General features: G+C 71.1%; 17 protein-coding genes. 3 read left to right on the plus strand and 14 right to left on the minus strand.

What is annotated here, in order from left to right; genetic code table 11:
- Positions 1–12: 12 nt before the first annotated feature.
- The 10 genes from ACZ7OH_RS16745 to ACZ7OH_RS16790 all read right to left on the minus strand — a co-directional run bounded on the left by ACZ7OH_RS16745 (position 13) and on the right by ACZ7OH_RS16790 (position 9688).
- A complete protein-coding gene (locus ACZ7OH_RS16745) occupies positions 13–843 on the minus strand; it encodes a CU044_5270 family protein (protein ID WP_470281856.1) in 831 nt (276 codons plus the stop codon).
- Between the two features lie 120 nt (positions 844–963).
- Entirely contained in the window at positions 964–1341 is a 378-nt protein-coding gene (locus ACZ7OH_RS16750) for an RNA polymerase sigma factor (protein ID WP_470281593.1), read from the minus strand.
- Between the two features lie 62 nt (positions 1342–1403).
- Positions 1404–2789, minus strand: coding sequence for an amidase (locus tag ACZ7OH_RS16755; protein ID WP_470281594.1), 1386 nt, complete (start codon positions 2787–2789; stop codon positions 1404–1406).
- Positions 2790–2798: 9 nt separating this feature from the next.
- Complete coding sequence (locus ACZ7OH_RS16760; RefSeq protein WP_470281595.1) at positions 2799–3554, minus strand: SDR family NAD(P)-dependent oxidoreductase; 756 nt, start codon at positions 3552–3554, stop codon at positions 2799–2801.
- Positions 3551–4963, minus strand: coding sequence for an aldehyde dehydrogenase family protein (locus tag ACZ7OH_RS16765; protein WP_470281596.1), 1413 nt, complete (start codon positions 4961–4963; stop codon positions 3551–3553). Before ACZ7OH_RS16765 ends, ACZ7OH_RS16760 begins: the two co-directional genes overlap by 4 nt.
- Positions 4956–5726: an ABC transporter ATP-binding protein gene (locus ACZ7OH_RS16770; RefSeq protein WP_470281597.1), complete on the minus strand. Its 771-nt coding sequence runs from the start codon at positions 5724–5726 to the stop codon at positions 4956–4958. Before ACZ7OH_RS16770 ends, ACZ7OH_RS16765 begins: the two co-directional genes overlap by 8 nt.
- Positions 5723–6454 (minus strand): ATP-binding cassette domain-containing protein, encoded by a 732-nt coding sequence (locus ACZ7OH_RS16775; RefSeq protein WP_470281598.1) that lies wholly within the window; start codon positions 6452–6454, stop codon positions 5723–5725. Before ACZ7OH_RS16775 ends, ACZ7OH_RS16770 begins: the two co-directional genes overlap by 4 nt.
- Positions 6451–7257, minus strand: a complete 807-nt coding sequence (locus tag ACZ7OH_RS16780; RefSeq protein ID WP_470281599.1) for an ABC transporter permease — start codon at positions 7255–7257, stop codon at positions 6451–6453. The genes ACZ7OH_RS16775 and ACZ7OH_RS16780 overlap by 4 nt, the downstream gene beginning before the upstream one ends.
- Complete coding sequence (locus ACZ7OH_RS16785) at positions 7257–8201, minus strand: ABC transporter permease (RefSeq protein ID WP_470281600.1); 945 nt, start codon at positions 8199–8201, stop codon at positions 7257–7259. Before ACZ7OH_RS16785 ends, ACZ7OH_RS16780 begins: the two co-directional genes overlap by 1 nt.
- The gene (locus tag ACZ7OH_RS16790; RefSeq protein ID WP_470281601.1) at positions 8198–9688 is read right to left on the minus strand and encodes an ABC transporter substrate-binding protein; all 1491 of its coding nucleotides are present in this window, start codon (positions 9686–9688) and stop codon (positions 8198–8200) included. Before ACZ7OH_RS16790 ends, ACZ7OH_RS16785 begins: the two co-directional genes overlap by 4 nt.
- 65 nt (positions 9689–9753) lie before the next feature.
- On the opposite strand from ACZ7OH_RS16790, the gene ACZ7OH_RS16795 reads away from it, so the two are divergent.
- Positions 9754–10500 (plus strand): FadR/GntR family transcriptional regulator, encoded by a 747-nt coding sequence (locus ACZ7OH_RS16795; protein WP_470281602.1) that lies wholly within the window; start codon positions 9754–9756, stop codon positions 10498–10500.
- Between the two features lie 10 nt (positions 10501–10510).
- Positions 10511–11551 (plus strand): patatin-like phospholipase family protein, encoded by a 1041-nt coding sequence (locus ACZ7OH_RS16800; RefSeq protein WP_470281603.1) that lies wholly within the window; start codon positions 10511–10513, stop codon positions 11549–11551.
- Here the strand turns inward: ACZ7OH_RS16800 and ACZ7OH_RS16805 are convergent.
- The 4 genes from ACZ7OH_RS16805 to ACZ7OH_RS16820 all read right to left on the minus strand — a co-directional run bounded on the left by ACZ7OH_RS16805 (position 11537) and on the right by ACZ7OH_RS16820 (position 17266).
- The gene (locus ACZ7OH_RS16805) at positions 11537–12115 is read right to left on the minus strand and encodes a class F sortase (protein WP_470281604.1); all 579 of its coding nucleotides are present in this window, start codon (positions 12113–12115) and stop codon (positions 11537–11539) included. The genes ACZ7OH_RS16800 and ACZ7OH_RS16805 overlap by 15 nt on opposite strands.
- On the minus strand, positions 12112–12873 hold the full coding sequence (locus ACZ7OH_RS16810; RefSeq protein ID WP_470281605.1) for a hypothetical protein: 762 nt from the start codon (positions 12871–12873) through the stop codon (positions 12112–12114). The genes ACZ7OH_RS16805 and ACZ7OH_RS16810 overlap by 4 nt, the downstream gene beginning before the upstream one ends.
- Positions 12874–12935: 62 nt before the next feature.
- Positions 12936–13976, minus strand: coding sequence for a trans-sulfuration enzyme family protein (locus tag ACZ7OH_RS16815; RefSeq protein WP_470281606.1), 1041 nt, complete (start codon positions 13974–13976; stop codon positions 12936–12938).
- A gap of 71 nt (positions 13977–14047) precedes the next feature.
- Positions 14048–17266: a penicillin acylase family protein gene (locus ACZ7OH_RS16820; protein WP_470281607.1), complete on the minus strand. Its 3219-nt coding sequence runs from the start codon at positions 17264–17266 to the stop codon at positions 14048–14050.
- Between the two features lie 139 nt (positions 17267–17405).
- On the opposite strand from ACZ7OH_RS16820, the gene ACZ7OH_RS16825 reads away from it, so the two are divergent.
- Positions 17406–17780, plus strand: coding sequence for an FKBP-type peptidyl-prolyl cis-trans isomerase (locus ACZ7OH_RS16825; RefSeq protein ID WP_372667605.1), 375 nt, complete (start codon positions 17406–17408; stop codon positions 17778–17780).
- Positions 17781–17822: the final 42 nt, after the last annotated feature.

A 17822-nucleotide genomic window follows, 5' to 3' on the forward strand; every position in this document is an offset into this window, starting at 1 on the left:
CCCCGGCCAGGCTCACTTCGGCAGCTCGTCCGTCCATTCGCCACTGACGGCGTACTTGTCCCCGTTCGCGTCGTGGACCGGTTTGCCGTTCGCGTCCAGGAACACCGACGAGCCGTCGACCTGGCCGGTCGCCGGGTCGACGACCAGGCGGCCGCCGCCGGGCAGCCGCACGCTCCGGGCGTCCAGCGCGTGCACGCCCGGGTCAGCGGCGATCGCGCGGAACGCCGCCGCCCGGACTGCCGGGGGCGACGGCACGACGGAGACCAGGTCGATCAACGACTGGAGCACCATCGTGTCCCGCTGGTTCGCGGGAACGCCGTGCCGCGTCAGCCCGTCCGCGAGCCAGTTCCGCAGGGCCGCGGGGTCCGGGGGCAGCGTCAAGATCGTGCTGAGGGTGACGTCGTCGTCGCCGTTGATCCGGATGGGCCTCGGGCGAGGCATGAGCACGGCCTTACCGTGGGTGTTTTCGCCGCGGTACCACTCCTGCCCGTCGGTGGTGGTCCAGTACTCCCAGGTCTCCTTGCCGACCTTCGTCGTCGAGTGCCAGTACTTGCCGGTGCCGACCTGGGCGCGCTCGGCGACCTTCGCGGCGGCCAGCAGGACCGCCGGGCGGGTGTCGACCGGTGCCACGGCCTGGGGCGGAGTCTCGACGGGGGCGGCGGGCCGGGTCACCACCACGACCCCGGCGACGACCGCCGCGGTGGCGACGAGACCGGCGCCGATCGCGAGCGGGCGAATCCGCCGGCGGCGGCCGAGCATCCGGTTCTGAAGGCGGTGGCGGCTGCGGTCGACGACGTCCTGGGCGGGCTCGTCGGGGAGCAGGGCGACGCACAGCGTACGCAGGCCGTTGAGGGCTTCGGGGCAAGCCGGGCGCGAAAATCGGCTGCGCGGCTACTGCCTGCCGGGCCCGGAGGCGGCCACGGGGTCCCCCGCCCTTCCCTGGGGGGCGTCCCCGAGTCCAGTCTATCGGCGTGGGCCGACAGGACCGGCGGAATGCCGCTCCGGCGGCCGAGTTGTCCACATCTGGCGGTGCCTGTGGATTGCCGGGCTTCGGCCGCCGCGGGGTGTCGGGGCCCGAGATACGCGGTAGTGGCGGGCTTCCTTCCGCCGGTGTCTCGACACCAGGTTCGTCGCGATGCCGAACAGCCAGGCGCGCAGCTCGCCACGGGCGGGGTCGAACGTCCGGCGGCGGTCGAACGCCACCAGGAACGTCTCGGCGGCGACGTCCTCCGCGACCTGCGCGCCGAGCCGGCCGGCGACGTAGCGGTAGATCTCGGCGAAGTAGCGGTCGTGCACCTCGGTGAACCGGTCGATGCCGGTCACCGGGGCTGCCTCGGTCATGGGCTTCCTTCCCGTCGGCGACAGCTTCACCACCTCTTCGCCGCGGGACCCGAACTTCTTCCCTATCCGATCGGCCAGGGCCGTTGCGGGCCGCGGAGCCGCTCGTACGCCGCGGCCGCGCGCAGGACGCCGAGGTCGTCGAAGCGGCGGCCGCTGATCTGCAGTCCGATCGGGCGGCAGTCGTCGGTGTAGCCGCAGTTCAGCGAGACCGCCGGCTGGCCGGACATGTTGTACGGGACCGTGAACGCGATGTGCTCGAACGGCCGCGCCGGGTCGTTCGTCGGCGACGCCCACTCCGCCGGCGGGGCCGCCACCGGGCACGTCGGCGAGAGCACGACGTCGTAAGCGGCAGTCGCGCGCAGGGTTGCGACGCTGATCGCGTCGATCTGGGCGAAGCCGCGGTAGGCGTCCACTCCGGACACCTCCGCGCCGCCCGCGGCCCAGTCCGCGATGTACGGCAGGACCTTCGCGCGGCGGTCCGCCGGCAACGCCGTCATGTCCGACCAGGCCCGGGTGCGCCAGAAGACGTCCAGGCCGGCGAGCATTTCGCGGGTGAGGAACGGCTCGACCGGCTCGACGATCGCGCCCGCCGCCTCGAAGGCGCGCGCCGCCGCGGTGACCGCGTCGAGCGTGACCGGGTCGACCGGGAGCCCGACGCCGGGGTCGAGGTGCAGCCCGACGCGCAGGCCGGTCAACGACGAGTCCAGGGAAGCCCAGTCCAGCTCCGCCGGCGGCAGGCTCAGGTGGTCACGCGCGTCGGGCGCCGAAAGGACGCTCATCAGCAACGCCGTGTCGGCGACCGTGCGGGTCATCGGGCCCGCCACCCGGCCGAGGAACGGCGGGTCGACCGGCACGCGGCCGAAGCTCGGCTTCAGCCCGGCCAGGCCGCACCAGCCCGCGGGCAGCCGGATCGAGCCGCCGATGTCCGTGCCGACGTGCAGCGGGCCGTAGCCCGCCGCGGCCGCCGCGCCCGCACCCGCGCTCGAGCCGCCCGGCGACGCCGAGGTCAGCCACGGGTTCCGCGCGGTCTCGTGGAAGCTCGAGAGGCCGGACGTCAGCATCCCGTAGTCCGGCATGGTCGTCTTGGCCAGCAGGACACCGCCGGACTCGCGGACGCGCGCGGCCGCCGGGGCGTCTTCGGCGGCCGGGGTCAACGCCGTCGCGGCCGTGCCCAGCGGGACCGGCGTGCCGCGGGTCGCGATGTTCTCCTTGAGCGTCAGCGGGACGCCGTCGATCGGACCCAGCGGCTCGTCGGACGCCCAGCGCGCTTCGGACGCCTTCGCGTCGTCGCGGGCCGCCGAAGGGTCGTACGCGTACAACGCGTGCAGCTCCGGCTCTCGCGCCTCGATGCGCGCGAGAACCGCTTCGGTCACCTCGACCGGCGAGAGCGTCTTCGCGCGGTACTGCGCGATGAGTTCGACGGCGGTCAGGTCGGGCAGCTCGGTCATGAACGCTCCTCAGGAAGCAGGCGGTTCGAAGCGGCCGTCGACGGCGGTCCAGCCACCGTCGACCGCCAGCACGGAGCCGGTCACGAACGACGAAGCGTCCGAAGCGAGGTACACGACGGCGCCGGCCAGCTCGTCCGGACGCGCCCAGCGGCCCAACGCGCCCTTCGTCGCGTACGCGTCGTACCACTCGGGGTTCGCCTTGATCTGCGCGGTCAGCGGGGTCTCGACGACGCCGGGCGCGATCGCGTTGACCCGCACGCCGGCCGGGCCGAACTCCGCCGCGGCCGTGCGGAACAGCTGGACCAGCCCGGCTTTCGTCGCCGCGTACGGTCCCTGGCCCGGTTCGACGGTCGTCCCGCGGATCGACGAGAAGCCGATGATGCTCCCCCGCCCGCGCGCGACCATGCCGGCGCCGAACACGCGGACGACTTCGAACGCCACGCCGAGGTTCAGCGCGATGACGCGGTCGAACTCCTCCCGCGTGTAGTCCAGCAACCGCTTGCGGACGTTCATCGCGGCGGTCAGCACGACGACGTCGAGCGGCCCGAGGTCGCTCGCGGCCCGGTCGACCGCGCCCGGTGCGAGCAGGTCGATCTCGTACGCCTCGCCGACGCCGGCCTCCCGCGCGGCTTCGAGGTCGCGATCGGCGCAGACCACGTCCGCGCCGTGCGCGGCCAGGGCTCGCGCGGCTTCGCGGCCGATGCCACCCGCGCCGAGGACCACGGCCCGGCGGCCGTCCAGCCGGAACAGGTTTTCGAAGTTCACGGGCGCAGCACCGCCATCCTCGTCACGGTCAGCTCTTCGACGGCGAACCGCGGCCCTTCGCGGCCGATCCCGGAGTCCTTCACCCCGCCGTACGGCATGGTGTCCGAGCGGAAGCCGGGGACCTCGTTGACGACGACGCCACCGACTTCCAGCTCGTCGAGCGCGCGGAACGCCGTGTGCAACGACCTGCTGTAGACGCTGGCGTGGAGGCCGTAGCGGGACGCGTTCACCGCCGCGAAAGCTTCGTCCACATCGGACACCGTGCGCACGCAGACGACCGGACCGAAGATCTCCTCGTCCCAGGCCTCGACGCCGTCCGGGACGTCGAGCAGGACGGTCGGCCGCAGCACGGTGCCGTCGACCCCACCGCCGACCCGGCGAGCGCCGGACTGCTCGATCCACGCGGCGACGCGGGCGGTGGATGCCGGGTCGATCAGCGCCGACACCCGCGTCTTCTCGTCCCGCGGGTCGCCGACGACGACCTCGTCGAGCCGGGCCAGCAGCCGTTCGGTGAACTCCTCGGCGACCGGCGCGACGACCAGGACCCGCTGCACCGAGATGCACGCCTGGCCCGAGGCGTAGAAGCCGCCGCGCAGCACGGCGTCGACGGCGGCGTCGAGGTCGGCGTCCTCAGCGACGACGAGCGCCGCGTTCGAACCCAGCTCCAGCAACGTCTTCGTGGGAGCCGCGTCGCGGGCGATGCGGTGGCCGACCGCGGCCGAGCCGGTGAACGACACCGCGCCGATCCGGCGGTCGGTCGTCAGTGCCGCACCGACGGCCGCGTCACCGGTGACCAGCTGGACCATCGCCGGCAACGGGGCGAGCTGCCGGACCAGGTGCACCAGCCAGAGCGTGGCCAGCGGGGTCTGCGGTGCGGGCTTGACGATCACCGGGCAGCCGGCGGCGATCGCGGGGGCGATCTTGTGCGACGCCAGCAGCAGCGGGTAGTTGAAGCCCGCGATGCCGACGACCACGCCGATTGGCTTGCGCTTCCAGAACCCGACCAGGCCGTCACCCGACGGCAGCAGGTCCAGCGGCACGGTCTCGCCGTGCAGCCGGGACACCTCTTCGGCCGCGGCTTCCCAGGTGACGATCGTGCGCGCGACCTCGACGCGGCAGTCGACCAGCGGCTTGCCGGTCTCCAGCACGAGCAGGTCCTCGAACTCCTCACGGCGAGACCGCACCGCGGCGGCGACGTCGTTGAGCAGGGTGCGGCGAGTCCGCGAAGGCAGCGAAGCCACTTCGCGCGCGACGGCGACAGCTTCGTCGACGGCGCGAGCAGCCAGCTCCGGAGTCCCGACCGGCGCGGTGCCGACGACGCTCCCGTCGTAGGGGAAAACGATTTCTTCGACGTCCACAGTGGACACCCAGCCGGTGCCGACCGGAAGTCCTTCGGGGTGGTCAGGCATCGTCACCTCCGCTCAACCGGGCCAGCTCCGCGCGCAGGTTCGGCGCGGCTTCGAGGAGTTCCCGCGTGTATTCGTGCCGCGGCGCGTCGTAGACCTGCGCCACGTCGCCGAGCTCGACGATCTCGCCGCGGCGCATCACCGCGACCCGGTCGCAGACGTGCCGGACGACGCCGAGGTCGTGCGACACGAAGACGAGCGTCAGCGCGAACTGGTCCACCAACGACGCGAGCAGATCGAGGATCTGGCCGCGCACCGACACGTCGAGGGCGCTGACGGGCTCGTCGGCGATCAGCACGCTCGGGTTCGGCGCCAGCGCGCGGGCGATCGAGATCCGCTGCCGCTGGCCGCCGGAGAACTGGTGCGGGTACCGCTGCGCGGCGTCGGCGGGCAGGCCGACCGCGGCCAGCATCTCGGCGACGCGATCGGGCTCGCGGTGGCCGAGCGGCTCGGAAATGATGTCCCGCACGCGCATGCGCGGATCGAGCGAGCCCATCGGATCCTGGAAGACGATCTGCAGCTCGGACCGCAGGAAGCCGAGCTTGCGTTCCGGCAGGTTGTCGATGCGCCGGCCCTGGAACGAGACCGTGCCGGCGGTCGGCTTGTCGAGCGCGGCCAGCAGCCGGACCAGCGTCGACTTGCCCGAGCCGGACTCACCGACGATGCCGAACCGCTGTCCCGCCTCGACGTCGAAGCTGACGCCACGCAGCGCGTGAACGTCCCGCCGGGCGTACCGGCGTTCGAGGTCGCGGACTTCGATGATCATCGGCGGGCCTCCAGGTCCGAGGCGGCCAAGAGCTTGCGCGTGTACTCGTGCTTCGGCGACGTCAGGACTTCGCGCGTCGAGCCCGCTTCGACGATCTCGCCGTCCAGCATGACCAGTACGCGTTCGCACACCGACGCGACCACCGCGAGGTCGTGCGTGATGAACAGCAACGCGCTCTCGGCGGGCAACGACGTCTTGATGAGCGACAGGATCTGGGCCTGCACGGTGACGTCGAGCGCGGTCGTCGGCTCGTCGCAGATCAGCAGCGACGGCTCGTTGGCCAGCGCCATCGCCAGCACGACCCGCTGCCGCTGCCCGCCGGACAGCTGGTGCGGGTAAGCGCGGGCCGTGCCCGCCAGGCCCACCGCGGACAGCAGGTCTTCGGCGCGGTGCCGGCGGCCGTGGACGCGGCCGGGTTCGGTGACCTGGCGGCCGACGCGCATGGCCGGGTTCAACGCCGTCATCGGCTCCTGGAACACCATGGCCAGTTCGTTCCCGCGCAGCCGCGACAAGTCCTTTTCGGACATTCCGAGCAGCTCGCGGTCGCCGAGGCGCACCGACCCGGACGCGCGGAGCTCCTCGGGCAGCAGGCCCATGATCGACAACGCCGTCAACGACTTCCCGGACCCGGACTCGCCGATCAGGCCGACGCGCTCACCCGCGCCGATCTCGAAGGAGACGTCCTTGACCAGCTCACGAACCCGCAGCCCGGAAACCGAAAGCGTCATACCTTCGCCGCCAATCGGGGGTCCAGGCGGTCGCGCAGGCCGTCGCCGAGGAGGTTGAACCCGAGGACGGCCACGCCGATCGCGATGCCCGGCACCAGCGCCAGCCGCGGGTGGACGGTCAGCAGCTCCTGGGACTCCTGCAGCATCCGGCCCCACGACGGCGTCGGCGGCCGCGTCCCGAAACCGAGGAACGACAGCGCCGCCTCGGCCAGCACGGCGATGGCGAACGACACCGACGCCTGCACGATCAGCAGTCCCGAGATGTTCGGCAGCACGTGCCGCACCGCGATCGTCAGGCGAGACCGGCCGCCGGCGCGGGCGGCGAGCACGAACTCGGTGCTCATCACCTGCAGCGTCCCGGACCGGGCGATCCGCGCGAACGACGGGATCGTCGCGATGCCGATCGCGACCATCGCGGTCAGCGTGTCGGCCCCGAACACCGCGCCGAACATGATGGCCAGCAGCAGCGCGGGGAACGCGAGCACGAGGTCGTTGACCCGCATGACGAACTCGCCGAGCCACCGCGGCGACATCCCGGCGAGGATGCCCAGCGGCGTGCCGATCACCGCGGCGATCCCGACCGCGACGACGCCGACGTACAACGTCGTCCGCGCGCCGACCATGATCTGGCTCAGCAGGTCGCGGCCGAACTTGTCGGTGCCGAACCAGTGCACCGCGCCGGCGTCGAGCAGCCGGTGGGTGGCGTCGACCTTCACCGGGTCGAACGGCGTCCAGAAGAACGACAGCAGCGCGGCCAGCACGACCAGGCCGACGAGCACCGCGCCCAGCAGGAGATTGCGCATCACGAACCTCGCAATCGCGGGTCGAGCACGGTGTAGAGGACGTCGACGACGAAGTTGACCAGCAGCACGCCGACGACCAGCACCAGCACGATTCCCTGCACGGTCAGCAGGTCGCGGGAGGCGACGGCGTCGAGCAGCATCGAGCCCAGGCCCGGCAGCACGAACACGCGCTCGACGACGACCGCGCCGATCAGCAGGGTCGCCAGCTGCAGCCCCAAGACCGTCACCACGGGGACCGAGGCGTTGCGGAGCCCGTGGCGCACCAGCGCCTGTCCCGGCCGCAAGCCCTTGGACCGCGCGGTGCGCAGGTAGTCCTGGCCCAGCGTGTCCAGGACCGCCGAGCGGACATAGCGGGTGAGCACCGCGCCCTGCACCAAACCGAGCGACAGCGCCGGAAGAATCAGCCCGCGGATGAACTCACCGAAGTCCTGGTCCGGTGGCGTCCACCCACCGGACGGCAGCCAGCGCAGCTGCACGGCGAAGATCTGCACCAGGATGATCCCGGCGAGGAACGCGGGGATCGCGACGCCGATCTGCGAGAGCCCGGAAACGCCCGCGCCGGCCGCCTTCCGGTGCTTCACCGCGGCGAACGTGCCCGCGGGAACCGCGATCACCAGCGCCACCAGCATCCCCGCGCCGACCAGCCAGAGCGTGACGCCGAGGCGGTCGAGCAGCTGCGGGCCGATCGAGTCGCGCGTGACGTACGAACGGCCGAAGTCGCCGTGCAGCACACGGGAGATCCAGTCGAAGTACTGCGCGACGAGCGGGCGGTCGATGCCGAACTCCGCGCGCGTCTTGGCGAGCAGCTCCGGTGTCGCGTTGACGCCGAGCGCGACCTGCGCCGGATCGCCCGGCAGCACGGCCATGAAGAGGAACACCACGATCGACGCGACCAGCACGCTGACCACGAAGATCGCCACCCGGCGCAGCACCCTGGCCGTCATCGCGGCGCCAATCCGGTGACGTCGAACGACTCGCTGACCTGGTTCTGCACGAACCCGCCGACCTTCGCCTTCGCGACGATCACGTTGGGGAACAGGAACAGCCAGTCCGCGGCCGCGTCGGTGTTGATCTGCCGCGCCACCTGCTTCATGTCCGCGACCTGCTGCTCCGGCGTCCCGCTGTCGGCTTCGGCGAGCAGCTGCTGGACGCGCTTGCTGTCGTAGCCCCAGTAGTACTTCGGCTTCCCGAACGTCGTGATGTCGCGGGCTTCGACGTGCTGGATGATCGACAGGTCGTAGTCGTGGTCGGTGAACACCTGCTTCAGCCAGACCGCCGGGAAGTCGAGCGGCTCGATCGTGGTCCGCACGCCGACGTCGGCCAGCTGCGACTGCACGACCTGCGCGGCCGACACCGCGTACGGCAGGTTCGGGATCCGCAGGCGCAGGTTCAGGTTCGTCGCGTGCGCTTCCGTGAGCAGCGCTTTCGCCTTCGCTGGCTCGAACGGGTAGACGTTCGAGAGGTCCTCGTACCAGGGGTCGGTCGGCGGGACCATGCTGCCGATCAGCGTGCCGCGGCCCGCCCACGCCGTGTCCAGCAACGCCTTCCGGTCGATCGCGTACGTCAGCGCCTGGCGCACCCGGACGTCGTTCAGCGGCGCCCGCTGGTTGTTCATGGCGAGCGTGACCTCGCTGTTCGACGTGCCCTGGACGACCTGGAACCGGTCGTCGGCCTGGAACTGCGGGATCGAGTCGGGCGCGGTGATCGCGGAGATGACGTCGATGCCGTTGCTGTAGAGCGCGTTGTTCAGCGCGGTCGGGTCCTTGATGTACTTGAGGACGACCGTCTGGTACGCCGGTTTCCGGCCCCAGTACGCGGGATTCGCCTTCAGCACCACGGAGTCGCCGCGCTTGCGCGCCGCCACGACGTACGGCCCGGTGCCGACCGGTTTGTTCGCGAGGTCGGCGACGCCGGTCGGGCTGAACATCGCGCCGAGCCGGCTGGTGAGGCTGAACAGCCAGCCGTTGGACGGCTTCGAGAGCACGACCCGCGCGTGGTCCGGCGCCACGACGTCGACGTGGTCGACGACGTCCATCGTGGACTTGATCGAGATCGTCCAGTCGGTCTTCACGCGCAGCAGCGAGAACTTGACGTCCTCGGCGGTGAACGGCGAGCCGTTGCTGAACTTCACGCCGGGCTGCAGCTGGAAGTCGTAGGTCTTCCGGTCCGGGCTGATCGTCCACGACTTCGCGAGCAGCGGCACGACCTTGCCCTGCGAGTCGAGCTTCACCAGGCCTTCGTAGACGTTGTAGAGCAGCGCCTGCGGGATCGCGGCGCCGTCCGTGCGGGTGAAGTCGAAGTTCGCCGGCTCCGCCGTGAAGCCGACGGAAAGCGTGTCCGGACCAGCGGAAACGCTCGCCGACGAGCCCGCCGAGCAGCCGGACACCACGAGCAGCAGCGCCGCTGCCAGCACGGGAATCCGGGCTTTCATCTGGCCTCCAGGTCGGTACACTGGTCTGACCAGTAGCCTGCACGCGACGGACGTCGAGGTCAAGGATGCGGTTCGAACCGGTGGCTCCGGTCCGCGCGTACGAGCGGGTCGTCGAGCAGATCGAGCAGGCCGTGATCAGCGGCGCGCTCAAGCCGGGCGAACGCCTGCCCAGCGAGCGCGAGCTGATGACGCAGTTCGGCGTCGGCCGGTCGACGGTCCGCGAAGCGCTGAGGGTTTTGCAGGCCGCCGAAATGGTCCGGTCGCGTCCCGGCGACCCGCGTGGGCCCGAGGTGCTGGCCGCATCCCCCGCCGCGTTGCACCGGTCGATGCACCGGCTGGCGCGCGCCGACCACGTCGGGCTCGCCGAGCTCCTGCAGTTCCGGATGATCCTCGACGGCTCGGCCCACCTGCTCGCCGCCGAGCTGCGCACCGACGACGACCTGACCGGCCTCGACGCGGCGCTGGAGGCGATGCGCGAAGGCGTCTCGCACGGCTACGCGGAGTTCAGCCGCGCGGATGTCGCGTTCCACGAAGTCATCGCCCGCATCTCGCGCAACCCCCTGCTCGTCATCAGCGAAGAGGTCGTGCGCGGGGTCGTGCTGGAACTCATCGAGGACAAGCTTGAGCACGCCAGCAACCGGACGTCGCTGATGCGCGCGTGGCTGTCGCACCACGCCGAAGTGCTCGCCGCGATCCGGTCGGCCGATGGCGCCGGCGCGGCGCACCTGGCCAAGCAGGCGTTGTACGACAACTACGCCGAATACGTCCCCGCCGAACAGCGCCCGCTGCTCGCGCCGCTGCTGCGGTCCTAGACTCGGCGGCGTGGACGCGGCGAAACGGGACGGGGTCGGGCTCGCGCTGTCCGGCGGTGGCTATCGGGCGATGCTCTTCCACGCGGGGGCGCTCTGGCGGCTCAACGAACTCGGCTGGCTGCCGAAGCTGACCACCGTCTCCAGCGTGTCGGGCGGGTCGATCGCGGCCGGGGTGCTCGCGCACGCGTGGCACAAGCTGTACTTCGGCGACGACGGCGTCGCGGAGAACTTCGGCAAGGAAGTCGTGCAGCCGCTGCGGAAACTCGCGCGCACCAACCTCGACGTCCCGGTGACGCTGAAGACGATGTTCATGCCGTGGCGCAGCGCGGGCGAGGAACTGGCGCGCCGGTACGCGAAGCACCTCTTCGGCGACTGCCGCCTCGCGGACCTCGACCCGGCCGGGCCGAACTTCGTGTTCACCGCGACCAGCCTGCAGGACGGCTCGCTCTGGTGGTTCTTCCGCCAGCCCGGCCCGCACGGCCAGGTCCCGCTGGCGACGGCGGTCGCCGCGTCCTCGGCCTTCCCGCCGCTGCTTTCCCCGGTGGTGATCCCGGACCCGCGCCGGCCGGACCGCAAGATCGTGCTCAGCGACGCGGGCGTGTACGACAACCTCGGCCTCGACCCGATCGAGAACCAGCGCGCGACCGTCCTGGTCAGCGACGCGGGCAAGAAGATGAAGCACGAGGAAAAGCCGCACCACAACTGGCCGATGCAGCTGTTCCGCGTGCTGACCGTGATGGACAACCAGGTCCGCGAGCTGCGCACCGGCTCGCTGCTGAAGTCCTATGAGGACAAGCAGTTCGCCGGAACGTACTGGGCGACCTACAGCGACATCACCCACTTCGAGCTGCCCGACGCGCTGCCCGCGCCGGTCGAGCGGACCCGCGCGCTGGCCGAGACGAAGACCCGGCTGAGCCGGATGTCCGAACAGGTGCAGGACAACCTGATCAACTGGGGGTACGCCGTCTGCGACGCGGGCATGCGCCGCTGGGTGTGCCCGGGAACCGATCTCAAGCCCGAATACCCGTACCCGGGCTCAGGCGTTGGCTAGGTTCGCGTAGACCACGATGTTGTCCTTGTAGCTGTGCGCGGCGTGGTCGAACACGCCACCACAGGTGATCAGGCGCAACTCCGGCTTGTCGCTGTTGCCGTAGACGGCGTCGCGCGGGAACGTGTCCTTCGGGACCTGCGTGACGCGGTCGACGACAAACTTCAGCTTCTTGCCGTCGCTGCGGTCGACGTCGACCTCGTCGCCGGGCGCGAGGTCCTTGAGCTTGTAGAAGATGCCGGGCTTCTTGTCGCCGTCGACGTGGCCGAGCACGACCGCCGGGCCGACGTCACCGGGCACCGGCGAGAGCTGGTACCAGGCGGCCTGCAGGGGCTGGTGGACCGACGGCACGGAAATCGAGCCGTCGGTCTTGAGGCCCACCGAGATCAGGCTGGAGTCGGCGCCGATCTTGGGGATCCGCACCGAGGTCGGCCGCAGGCCCTTGAACGGCGCGGTCACCGGGACCGACGACGGCACCGGCGCCGCGGCTTTCGGCTGCTCAGGCGTGCTACAGCCGGCCAGCGTCAGCGCGAGGGCGACCGCAACGGCCACCCGACGGGCGGTCACCAGGCCGTGCCGCCGAAGCCCGTCTCGATCCCGCCCTTGGGCGCGACCTTGACCTGGGCCTCCGGCGCGGCGTTGCCGGGAGCGGCGGCCGTGGTCGAGGCGGCCGTCGTCGACGTCGCCGTGGTGACGGGCGCGGTGCTCGACGGCACGCTGGTCGTGGTGTCGCCGGTCGGCGGGTTCGTGGTGCCGGTCTCGGGCGGCGGCGCCTGCTCGAACACGACGGTGCCGTCGCCCTCGACGCCCGCGCAGGTCCAGCTGAACTTGCCGGTGGTCGTGCCCGGCGGCAGCTGGTCGACGCGCACGGAGTAGTGCCAGATCCGGCCGTCGGCCCCGTCCTGGTCCGGGCCGCCGGTGACGTTCAGGTACTGGGTCGCCACGGCGCCCGGCGCTCCGGCCGCGCAGTTGATGGTCAGGCTGCCTTCGCCGCCGACGCCGACGACGCCCGCGCCGGTGTTGTCCTGGTAGCCGTCGCCCGGCGGCGGCGTGGTCGCCGAGGTCGTGGAGGTGGTCTCCGGCGTCGAGGTCTTCGTGACGTCGGTGGTCGGGGCGATCGACGTGGTCCCGGTGGTCGTGACCGGAGTCGTGGTCTCCGTCGTGGTCGGAGCCGTGGTGGTCGTGGTCTCCGAGCTGGACGTCGTGGTGGTCGTCTCGGGGGCGGTGGTGCCCGTCTCCTCCGCCAGCGCGGCCGGAGTCGCGACGAAGGTGGCGAGGGCCGCCGCGGAAACGACGCCTGCGACCCGGTGCAGCTTTCTACCCACGAGAGACTCCCAACGGCGGTTGATCTGCGATGCCGCGACTATCGAAGATCCGCCGACCGGCGTTACCGCGGTAACGCGCTGTTCAGGTCCCGCCACAGGTCGTCCGGGTCTTCGAGGCCGACGCTGAACCGGATGAGCCCCGCCGGGACGCGCTCCTCGCCCGGCAGCCAGGCCCGCCGTTCGACCAGGCTTTCGACGCCGCCGAGGCTGGTCGCCGGGACGATCAGCCGGACCGCCGCGCAGAACCGGTCGGCCGTCTCGGCGTCGGCCAGGTCGAAGGACACCATCATCCCGAAGCCCGGGTAGCGCACACGCTGCACCGCGGGGTGCTCGCCAAGCCGCGAAGCCAGCAGCGCGGCGGTGCGGGACTGCTCGGCCAGCCGGACCGGCATGGTCCGCAGCCCGCGCAACGCGAGCCACGCCTCGAGCGCGCCCGGCGTCGAGCCGACGCGGGTCCGCGCACCCTGCAGCTCTTCGGCGACCGCCGAGTCCTTCGCCACGGTGATGCCCAGCAGCAGGTCGCTGTGGCCGCCGATCAGCTTGGTCGCGCTGTGCACGACGACGTCGGCACCGAGCTCGAGGGGCCGCTGCTGCAACGGCGTCGCGAAAGTGTTGTCGACGACGACCCGGCCGCGCGCGGCGGCGGCGATGGTCTCGATGTCCATCACGTCGAGGGTCGGGTTGGTCGGCGACTCGAGCCAGACCAGGTCGGACGTCGCGGCCTCGGCGACCCAGGCGGCGGTGTCGGTCGGGTCGAGCTCGGTGACGGCGAGCTTGCCGAGCTTCTGCGCGTGGGCGAGCACCCCGCGCGTCACGGCGTAGCTGAACGTCGGCACGACCACCCGCGACCCGACCGGCAGCAGGTCCAGCACGGCGGACAGCGTGGCGACGCCGGACGCGAACGCCGTCGCGTGCCCGCCCTCCAGCGCGCCGACGGCCTCTTCGAGGGCGTGCCAGGTCGGCGTCCCGTCACCGCGCGCGTACACGGAGTCGCCACCGGCCCGGTACGTGCTGGTGGCGACGAGCGGGGTGTTCAGCGGCTCGCCCGGGCCATGCGGCCGGCCGGCGGCGATCGCCTTGGTGCGGGGCGTCCAGTCGTCCATGCGCCTCACGGTAACCGCGCACCCGGTGGGGTGGCCGGACCGCCCGCGCGTCCACGGGCGGCCCGGCCTGCTCAGTGGGCGTACACCTCGAACTCGTACAGCGAGTAGCCGTACTTCGTGCCGCGCTGGACGCCCTGCATCTTCACGAACCTCGCCGACGTCGGAGCGAACGAGACGTTGTCCTGCCCGCCGTCGCCGTCGGTGACCACGGCCGAGTCCGTCCAGTGCACCGCGTCGGGCGAGGTCTGGATCTTGTAGCCCTTCCCGTACGCGGCTTCCCAGCTCAGCAGCACCCGCGAGACCTGCTGCACCGAACCGAGGTCGACGGTGATCGCCTGGTCGTCGCTCCAGTCGCTGGCCCAGCGGGTCGAGGCGTTCCCGTCGATCGCGTTCGACGCCGGGGAGTTGTAGAAGCCGGTCTCGGCGCTCGTGGCGCTGACCGTCTTCCCCGGCGCGAGGTTCGCGATGTTGTCGCCGCGGTGCGCGGTGTACTCGACGACCTGCTGGAACGTCGGGCGGTTCTGCCAGCTGATCTTGTCCTGCGTGATGCCGCCCAGCGGGTTGTGGACGATCGTGTCGGCGCACCACTGGTCACCCGCGGAGCAGCTGCCGTCTCCGGGGTACACGGTGTTGGCGGCCTGGCCGGCAGCCGTGGTCAGCGAGTCGACGAGCGCCTGGCGGCACGTCGTGACGTTCCCGCCGCCGCATAACGTCTGGCCGAGCGGGCCGGCCACCGGCTGGCCGAGCACCTGCCGGATGTCCTTGCTGACGTAGCCCCACCAGCCGAACTGGAACGACGAACCCTTGTGGGGCTGGCCGGTGTGCTGGCCGTTGCCGTTCTGCCACCCGGACGGGCTTTCGTTGATGCCCAGCACGCCGGTCATCGCGTTGTAGGCGTCGTCGCCAAGGCCCGGCTTGAACTCGGCCTGGACGAGCAGCGGCCACCAGGCATCGAAGATGCGGATCGCGTCGGCGTCGGAGTACGCCTTGCTGCCCGGCGACGTCTCCTTGCGCTGCTGGCCGTTCGCAAGCCACGTCTTGAGCTTCGCCTCGGCATCGGCGGCCGCGCCGGTGGTCGGCGTCTTGTCGAGCACCTGCAGCAGCAGCGGCAGGACGCGCTCGGCACGCAGGTCGGCCAGCGCCGCGGACTCCATGGCCTGGGTCAGGTTGACCCGGGTGACCTTGGTACCGCTGGAGATCAGCTGCTTGACGCGCGAGTCGAGCAGGTCGACTCGGTGCACGGCGGACTTGTCCGCGCCGGCGGCCGCGTAGCCGTTGGCCTGCGCGTTGTTCCAGCTGACGTAGTAGTCCTGGTTGACCGACTGCGGGTGCTGCGACGCCGGCGTGTAGGTCGCCTGGTTCCCGCTGGGGTTCCAGCCGATCCAGTCGTGGCCCTGGTCGCCCCAGACCGGCATGTTCGGGTCCACATCGGACTGCCGCGACGGGTTGCTGCCCGAGTTGAAGTAGGCGATGTCCTTCGAGTCGGCGTAGAACCAGTTGAACGTGTAGTTGATGTCGGCCGCGGCCTTCTGGAAGTCGGCGGCGGACTTCACGAAGCCCGGGTCGTTCAGCTCCTGGAAGCCGATCAGCGAGTCGACCTCGTGGAAGTAGGACGAGCGCAGCGCCGCGTACGCCACCGGTTTGCCGCCGACGGTCGCCCGGCTCTGCACCGGCCCGTACTTGCTGCGGTAGCTGCGCAAGGTGTACGAACCCGCCGCGGTCCCGTCGGCCACGGTCGGCTTCCAGGCGTTCTTGACCTCGACGGTCTCCATCGGGATGCACTGGCCTTGCCAGGTGTAGTAGTTCGAGTCCTTCGTCGGCGCCTTGCCGCTCGGGTCGCACAGCGTCAGCGCGTAGGTGTCGATGATGTCCTGCGCCGACGTCGTCGCGCTCCACGAGTAGTCCTGGCCGCGGCCGAGGAGCACGTACATGCTCAGCCCGGCGAAGGCGGCGCCACGCGCGCTGATGCCCGGGCCCTGCAGCTCCTGCAGCAGGAGCAGCTGCGGGGCGAAGTAGCCGGTCTGCGGGCCGAACACCGCGACCGGGTGGCCGCTGGCGGTCTTCGAGCCGGACACGACCAGCGCGTTCGACATGCCGTGCTTCTCGCTCAGCATGTTCCCCGGCAGCACGCCGTTGTCGAACATCCCGCGGGCGGGCTCCTGCTCGGCCGGCGCGGCGACGTCCACAGTGGACGGAGCCGCGGTCGAAGCCGAGCCGGTCTTGTCGAACACCAGCTGCTGCCCGGTCACCGAGCCCTTGTCCGGCAGGGCCTGCCCGACGGGGTTGGCCGGCGTCTTGCCGTACGGGAAGGTCTGGCCGTCGTGCAGCGTCTTGACGGCTTCGGGGTCGTCCTCCGAGCGGAGGCTCTGCCACACCTTCTCGCCCTGGACGACGCCGTACTTCTCCTGCATCGCGAGCTTCGCGATGGCGTTCTGCACCTCGCCGCCGCCGCCCGCGCCGAACTCGGCGCCGACCAGCGAGGCGAGCGCGACGAGGTCGGTCAGCTTGAACGGGTCGATCGACCCGGCGTTGGTGATCGAGTCGACGTGCCCGGTCAGCACGTACTCGCCCGGGAAGTACCGGCCGTTGTAGGAGTCGCTGATGTACTTGTTGATGCCGTCGACGTAGGCCTGCGCGTCGGCGAGACCCTGCGCGCCGCGCGGGCCGCTGCTCGCGACGTGGTCGATCTGCTGCTGCAGCTCGGCTTCGGTGTACGGCGCGTTCGAGAAGAACTGCTGCTCCAGCTCGCGGTTGGCCTCCGCGCCGCCGGCGAACGGGGTGACCTGGCCGCGCGCGGCGTGGCGCAGGACGTCCATCAGCCACAGCCGGTCCTGCGCGGCCGCGTAGCCGGCGCCGAACTCGGTGCCGGACCGGGTGGTCCCGGTGATGTGTGGGACGCCGAGGGCCTTGTCCCGCACGATCGTCACGTCCGAGCGCGGCTTGGTCGTGCTCGCGACCTGGTCGGCGGCGACGCCGAACGACGAGTCGTTGAAGTACTGGTTGATGGTGCCGGTGGTCAGCGTCTGGTAGCCGTTGGCCAGCGACGAGTACTTCCCGAGCTGGTCGGAAGCGTGCGCCGGACGGGTGCCGAGGACCTTGTGCGCCAGGATGTCGGCGAGGGTGGCGTTGCCGTTCTCGCCGGGCGGCAGGATGTCGCCGCACTGCCCGCCGCAGTAGTCGTCGGGAGACGCGGCCGCCTGCGCGGCCGGAGCGGTGACGGCGACCTGGGTGAGTCCGGCCACGAGGGCCCCCAAAGCCGTCAAGGTCAGGGCGCGGATGCCACGTCGCATGCCGGGCTCCCCTCAGTCAGAAGAGTGACGAAGCGCACGCTACCGAGCAGTAGCTGAAGTGTGAAGACTTTTCGCGTTTTTCAGCCCTTGGACGTAGTCCGAACGGCGCAGCCTCGCGCGCGTGGGTACGGTGAGTGCCATGACCTTGGAAAAGCCCCAGATCGACCGCCCCGAGGGCAACCCTCCGGCCGACCTCGAGATCACCGACATCACGGTCGGTGACGGCACGGAAGCCACGTCGGGCAAGACCGTCACCGTGCACTACGTCGGTGTCTCGCACTCGACCGGCGAGGAGTTCGACGCGTCCTGGAACCGCGGCGAGCCGCTGCGCTTCGGCCTGGGTGCCGGCCAGGTCATCTCCGGCTGGGACCAGGGTGTCGCGGGCATGAAGATCGGTGGCCGCCGCAAGCTCGTCATCCCGCCGCACCTGGCCTACGGCGACCGCGGCGCGGGCGGCGTCATCAAGCCGGGCGAGACCCTGATCTTCGTGGTCGACCTCGTCGGCGTGAACTAGGTTCTGCTCCACTTGGGCTGAACGGCGTCTTTTCCCGCGGAG

It is taken from the genome of Amycolatopsis sp. NPDC114478 (genome assembly GCF_055633805.1).

Bases quoted from the DNA above. Each gene is read 5' to 3' on its own strand.
- ACZ7OH_RS16825 (WP_372667605.1), top strand. From the start codon at position 17,406: ATGACCTTGGAAAAGCCCCAGATCGACCGCCCCGAGGGCAACCCTCCG.
- ACZ7OH_RS16795 (WP_470281602.1), top strand. From the start codon at position 9,754: ATGCGGTTCGAACCGGTGGCTCCGGTCCGCGCGTACGAGCGGGTCGTC.
- ACZ7OH_RS16785 (WP_470281600.1), bottom strand. From the start codon at position 8,201: ATGACGGCCAGGGTGCTGCGCCGGGTGGCGATCTTCGTGGTCAGCGTG.
- ACZ7OH_RS16790 (WP_470281601.1), bottom strand. From the start codon at position 9,688: ATGAAAGCCCGGATTCCCGTGCTGGCAGCGGCGCTGCTGCTCGTGGTG.
- ACZ7OH_RS16770 (WP_470281597.1), bottom strand. From the start codon at position 5,726: ATGATCATCGAAGTCCGCGACCTCGAACGCCGGTACGCCCGGCGGGAC.
- ACZ7OH_RS16765 (WP_470281596.1), bottom strand. From the start codon at position 4,963: ATGCCTGACCACCCCGAAGGACTTCCGGTCGGCACCGGCTGGGTGTCC.
- ACZ7OH_RS16780 (WP_470281599.1), bottom strand. From the start codon at position 7,257: ATGCGCAATCTCCTGCTGGGCGCGGTGCTCGTCGGCCTGGTCGTGCTG.
- ACZ7OH_RS16775 (WP_470281598.1), bottom strand. From the start codon at position 6,454: ATGACGCTTTCGGTTTCCGGGCTGCGGGTTCGTGAGCTGGTCAAGGAC.
- ACZ7OH_RS16750 (WP_470281593.1), bottom strand. From the start codon at position 1,341: ATGACCGAGGCAGCCCCGGTGACCGGCATCGACCGGTTCACCGAGGTG.
- ACZ7OH_RS16820 (WP_470281607.1), bottom strand. From the start codon at position 17,266: ATGCGACGTGGCATCCGCGCCCTGACCTTGACGGCTTTGGGGGCCCTC.
- ACZ7OH_RS16815 (WP_470281606.1), bottom strand. From the start codon at position 13,976: ATGGACGACTGGACGCCCCGCACCAAGGCGATCGCCGCCGGCCGGCCG.
- ACZ7OH_RS16755 (WP_470281594.1), bottom strand. From the start codon at position 2,789: ATGACCGAGCTGCCCGACCTGACCGCCGTCGAACTCATCGCGCAGTAC.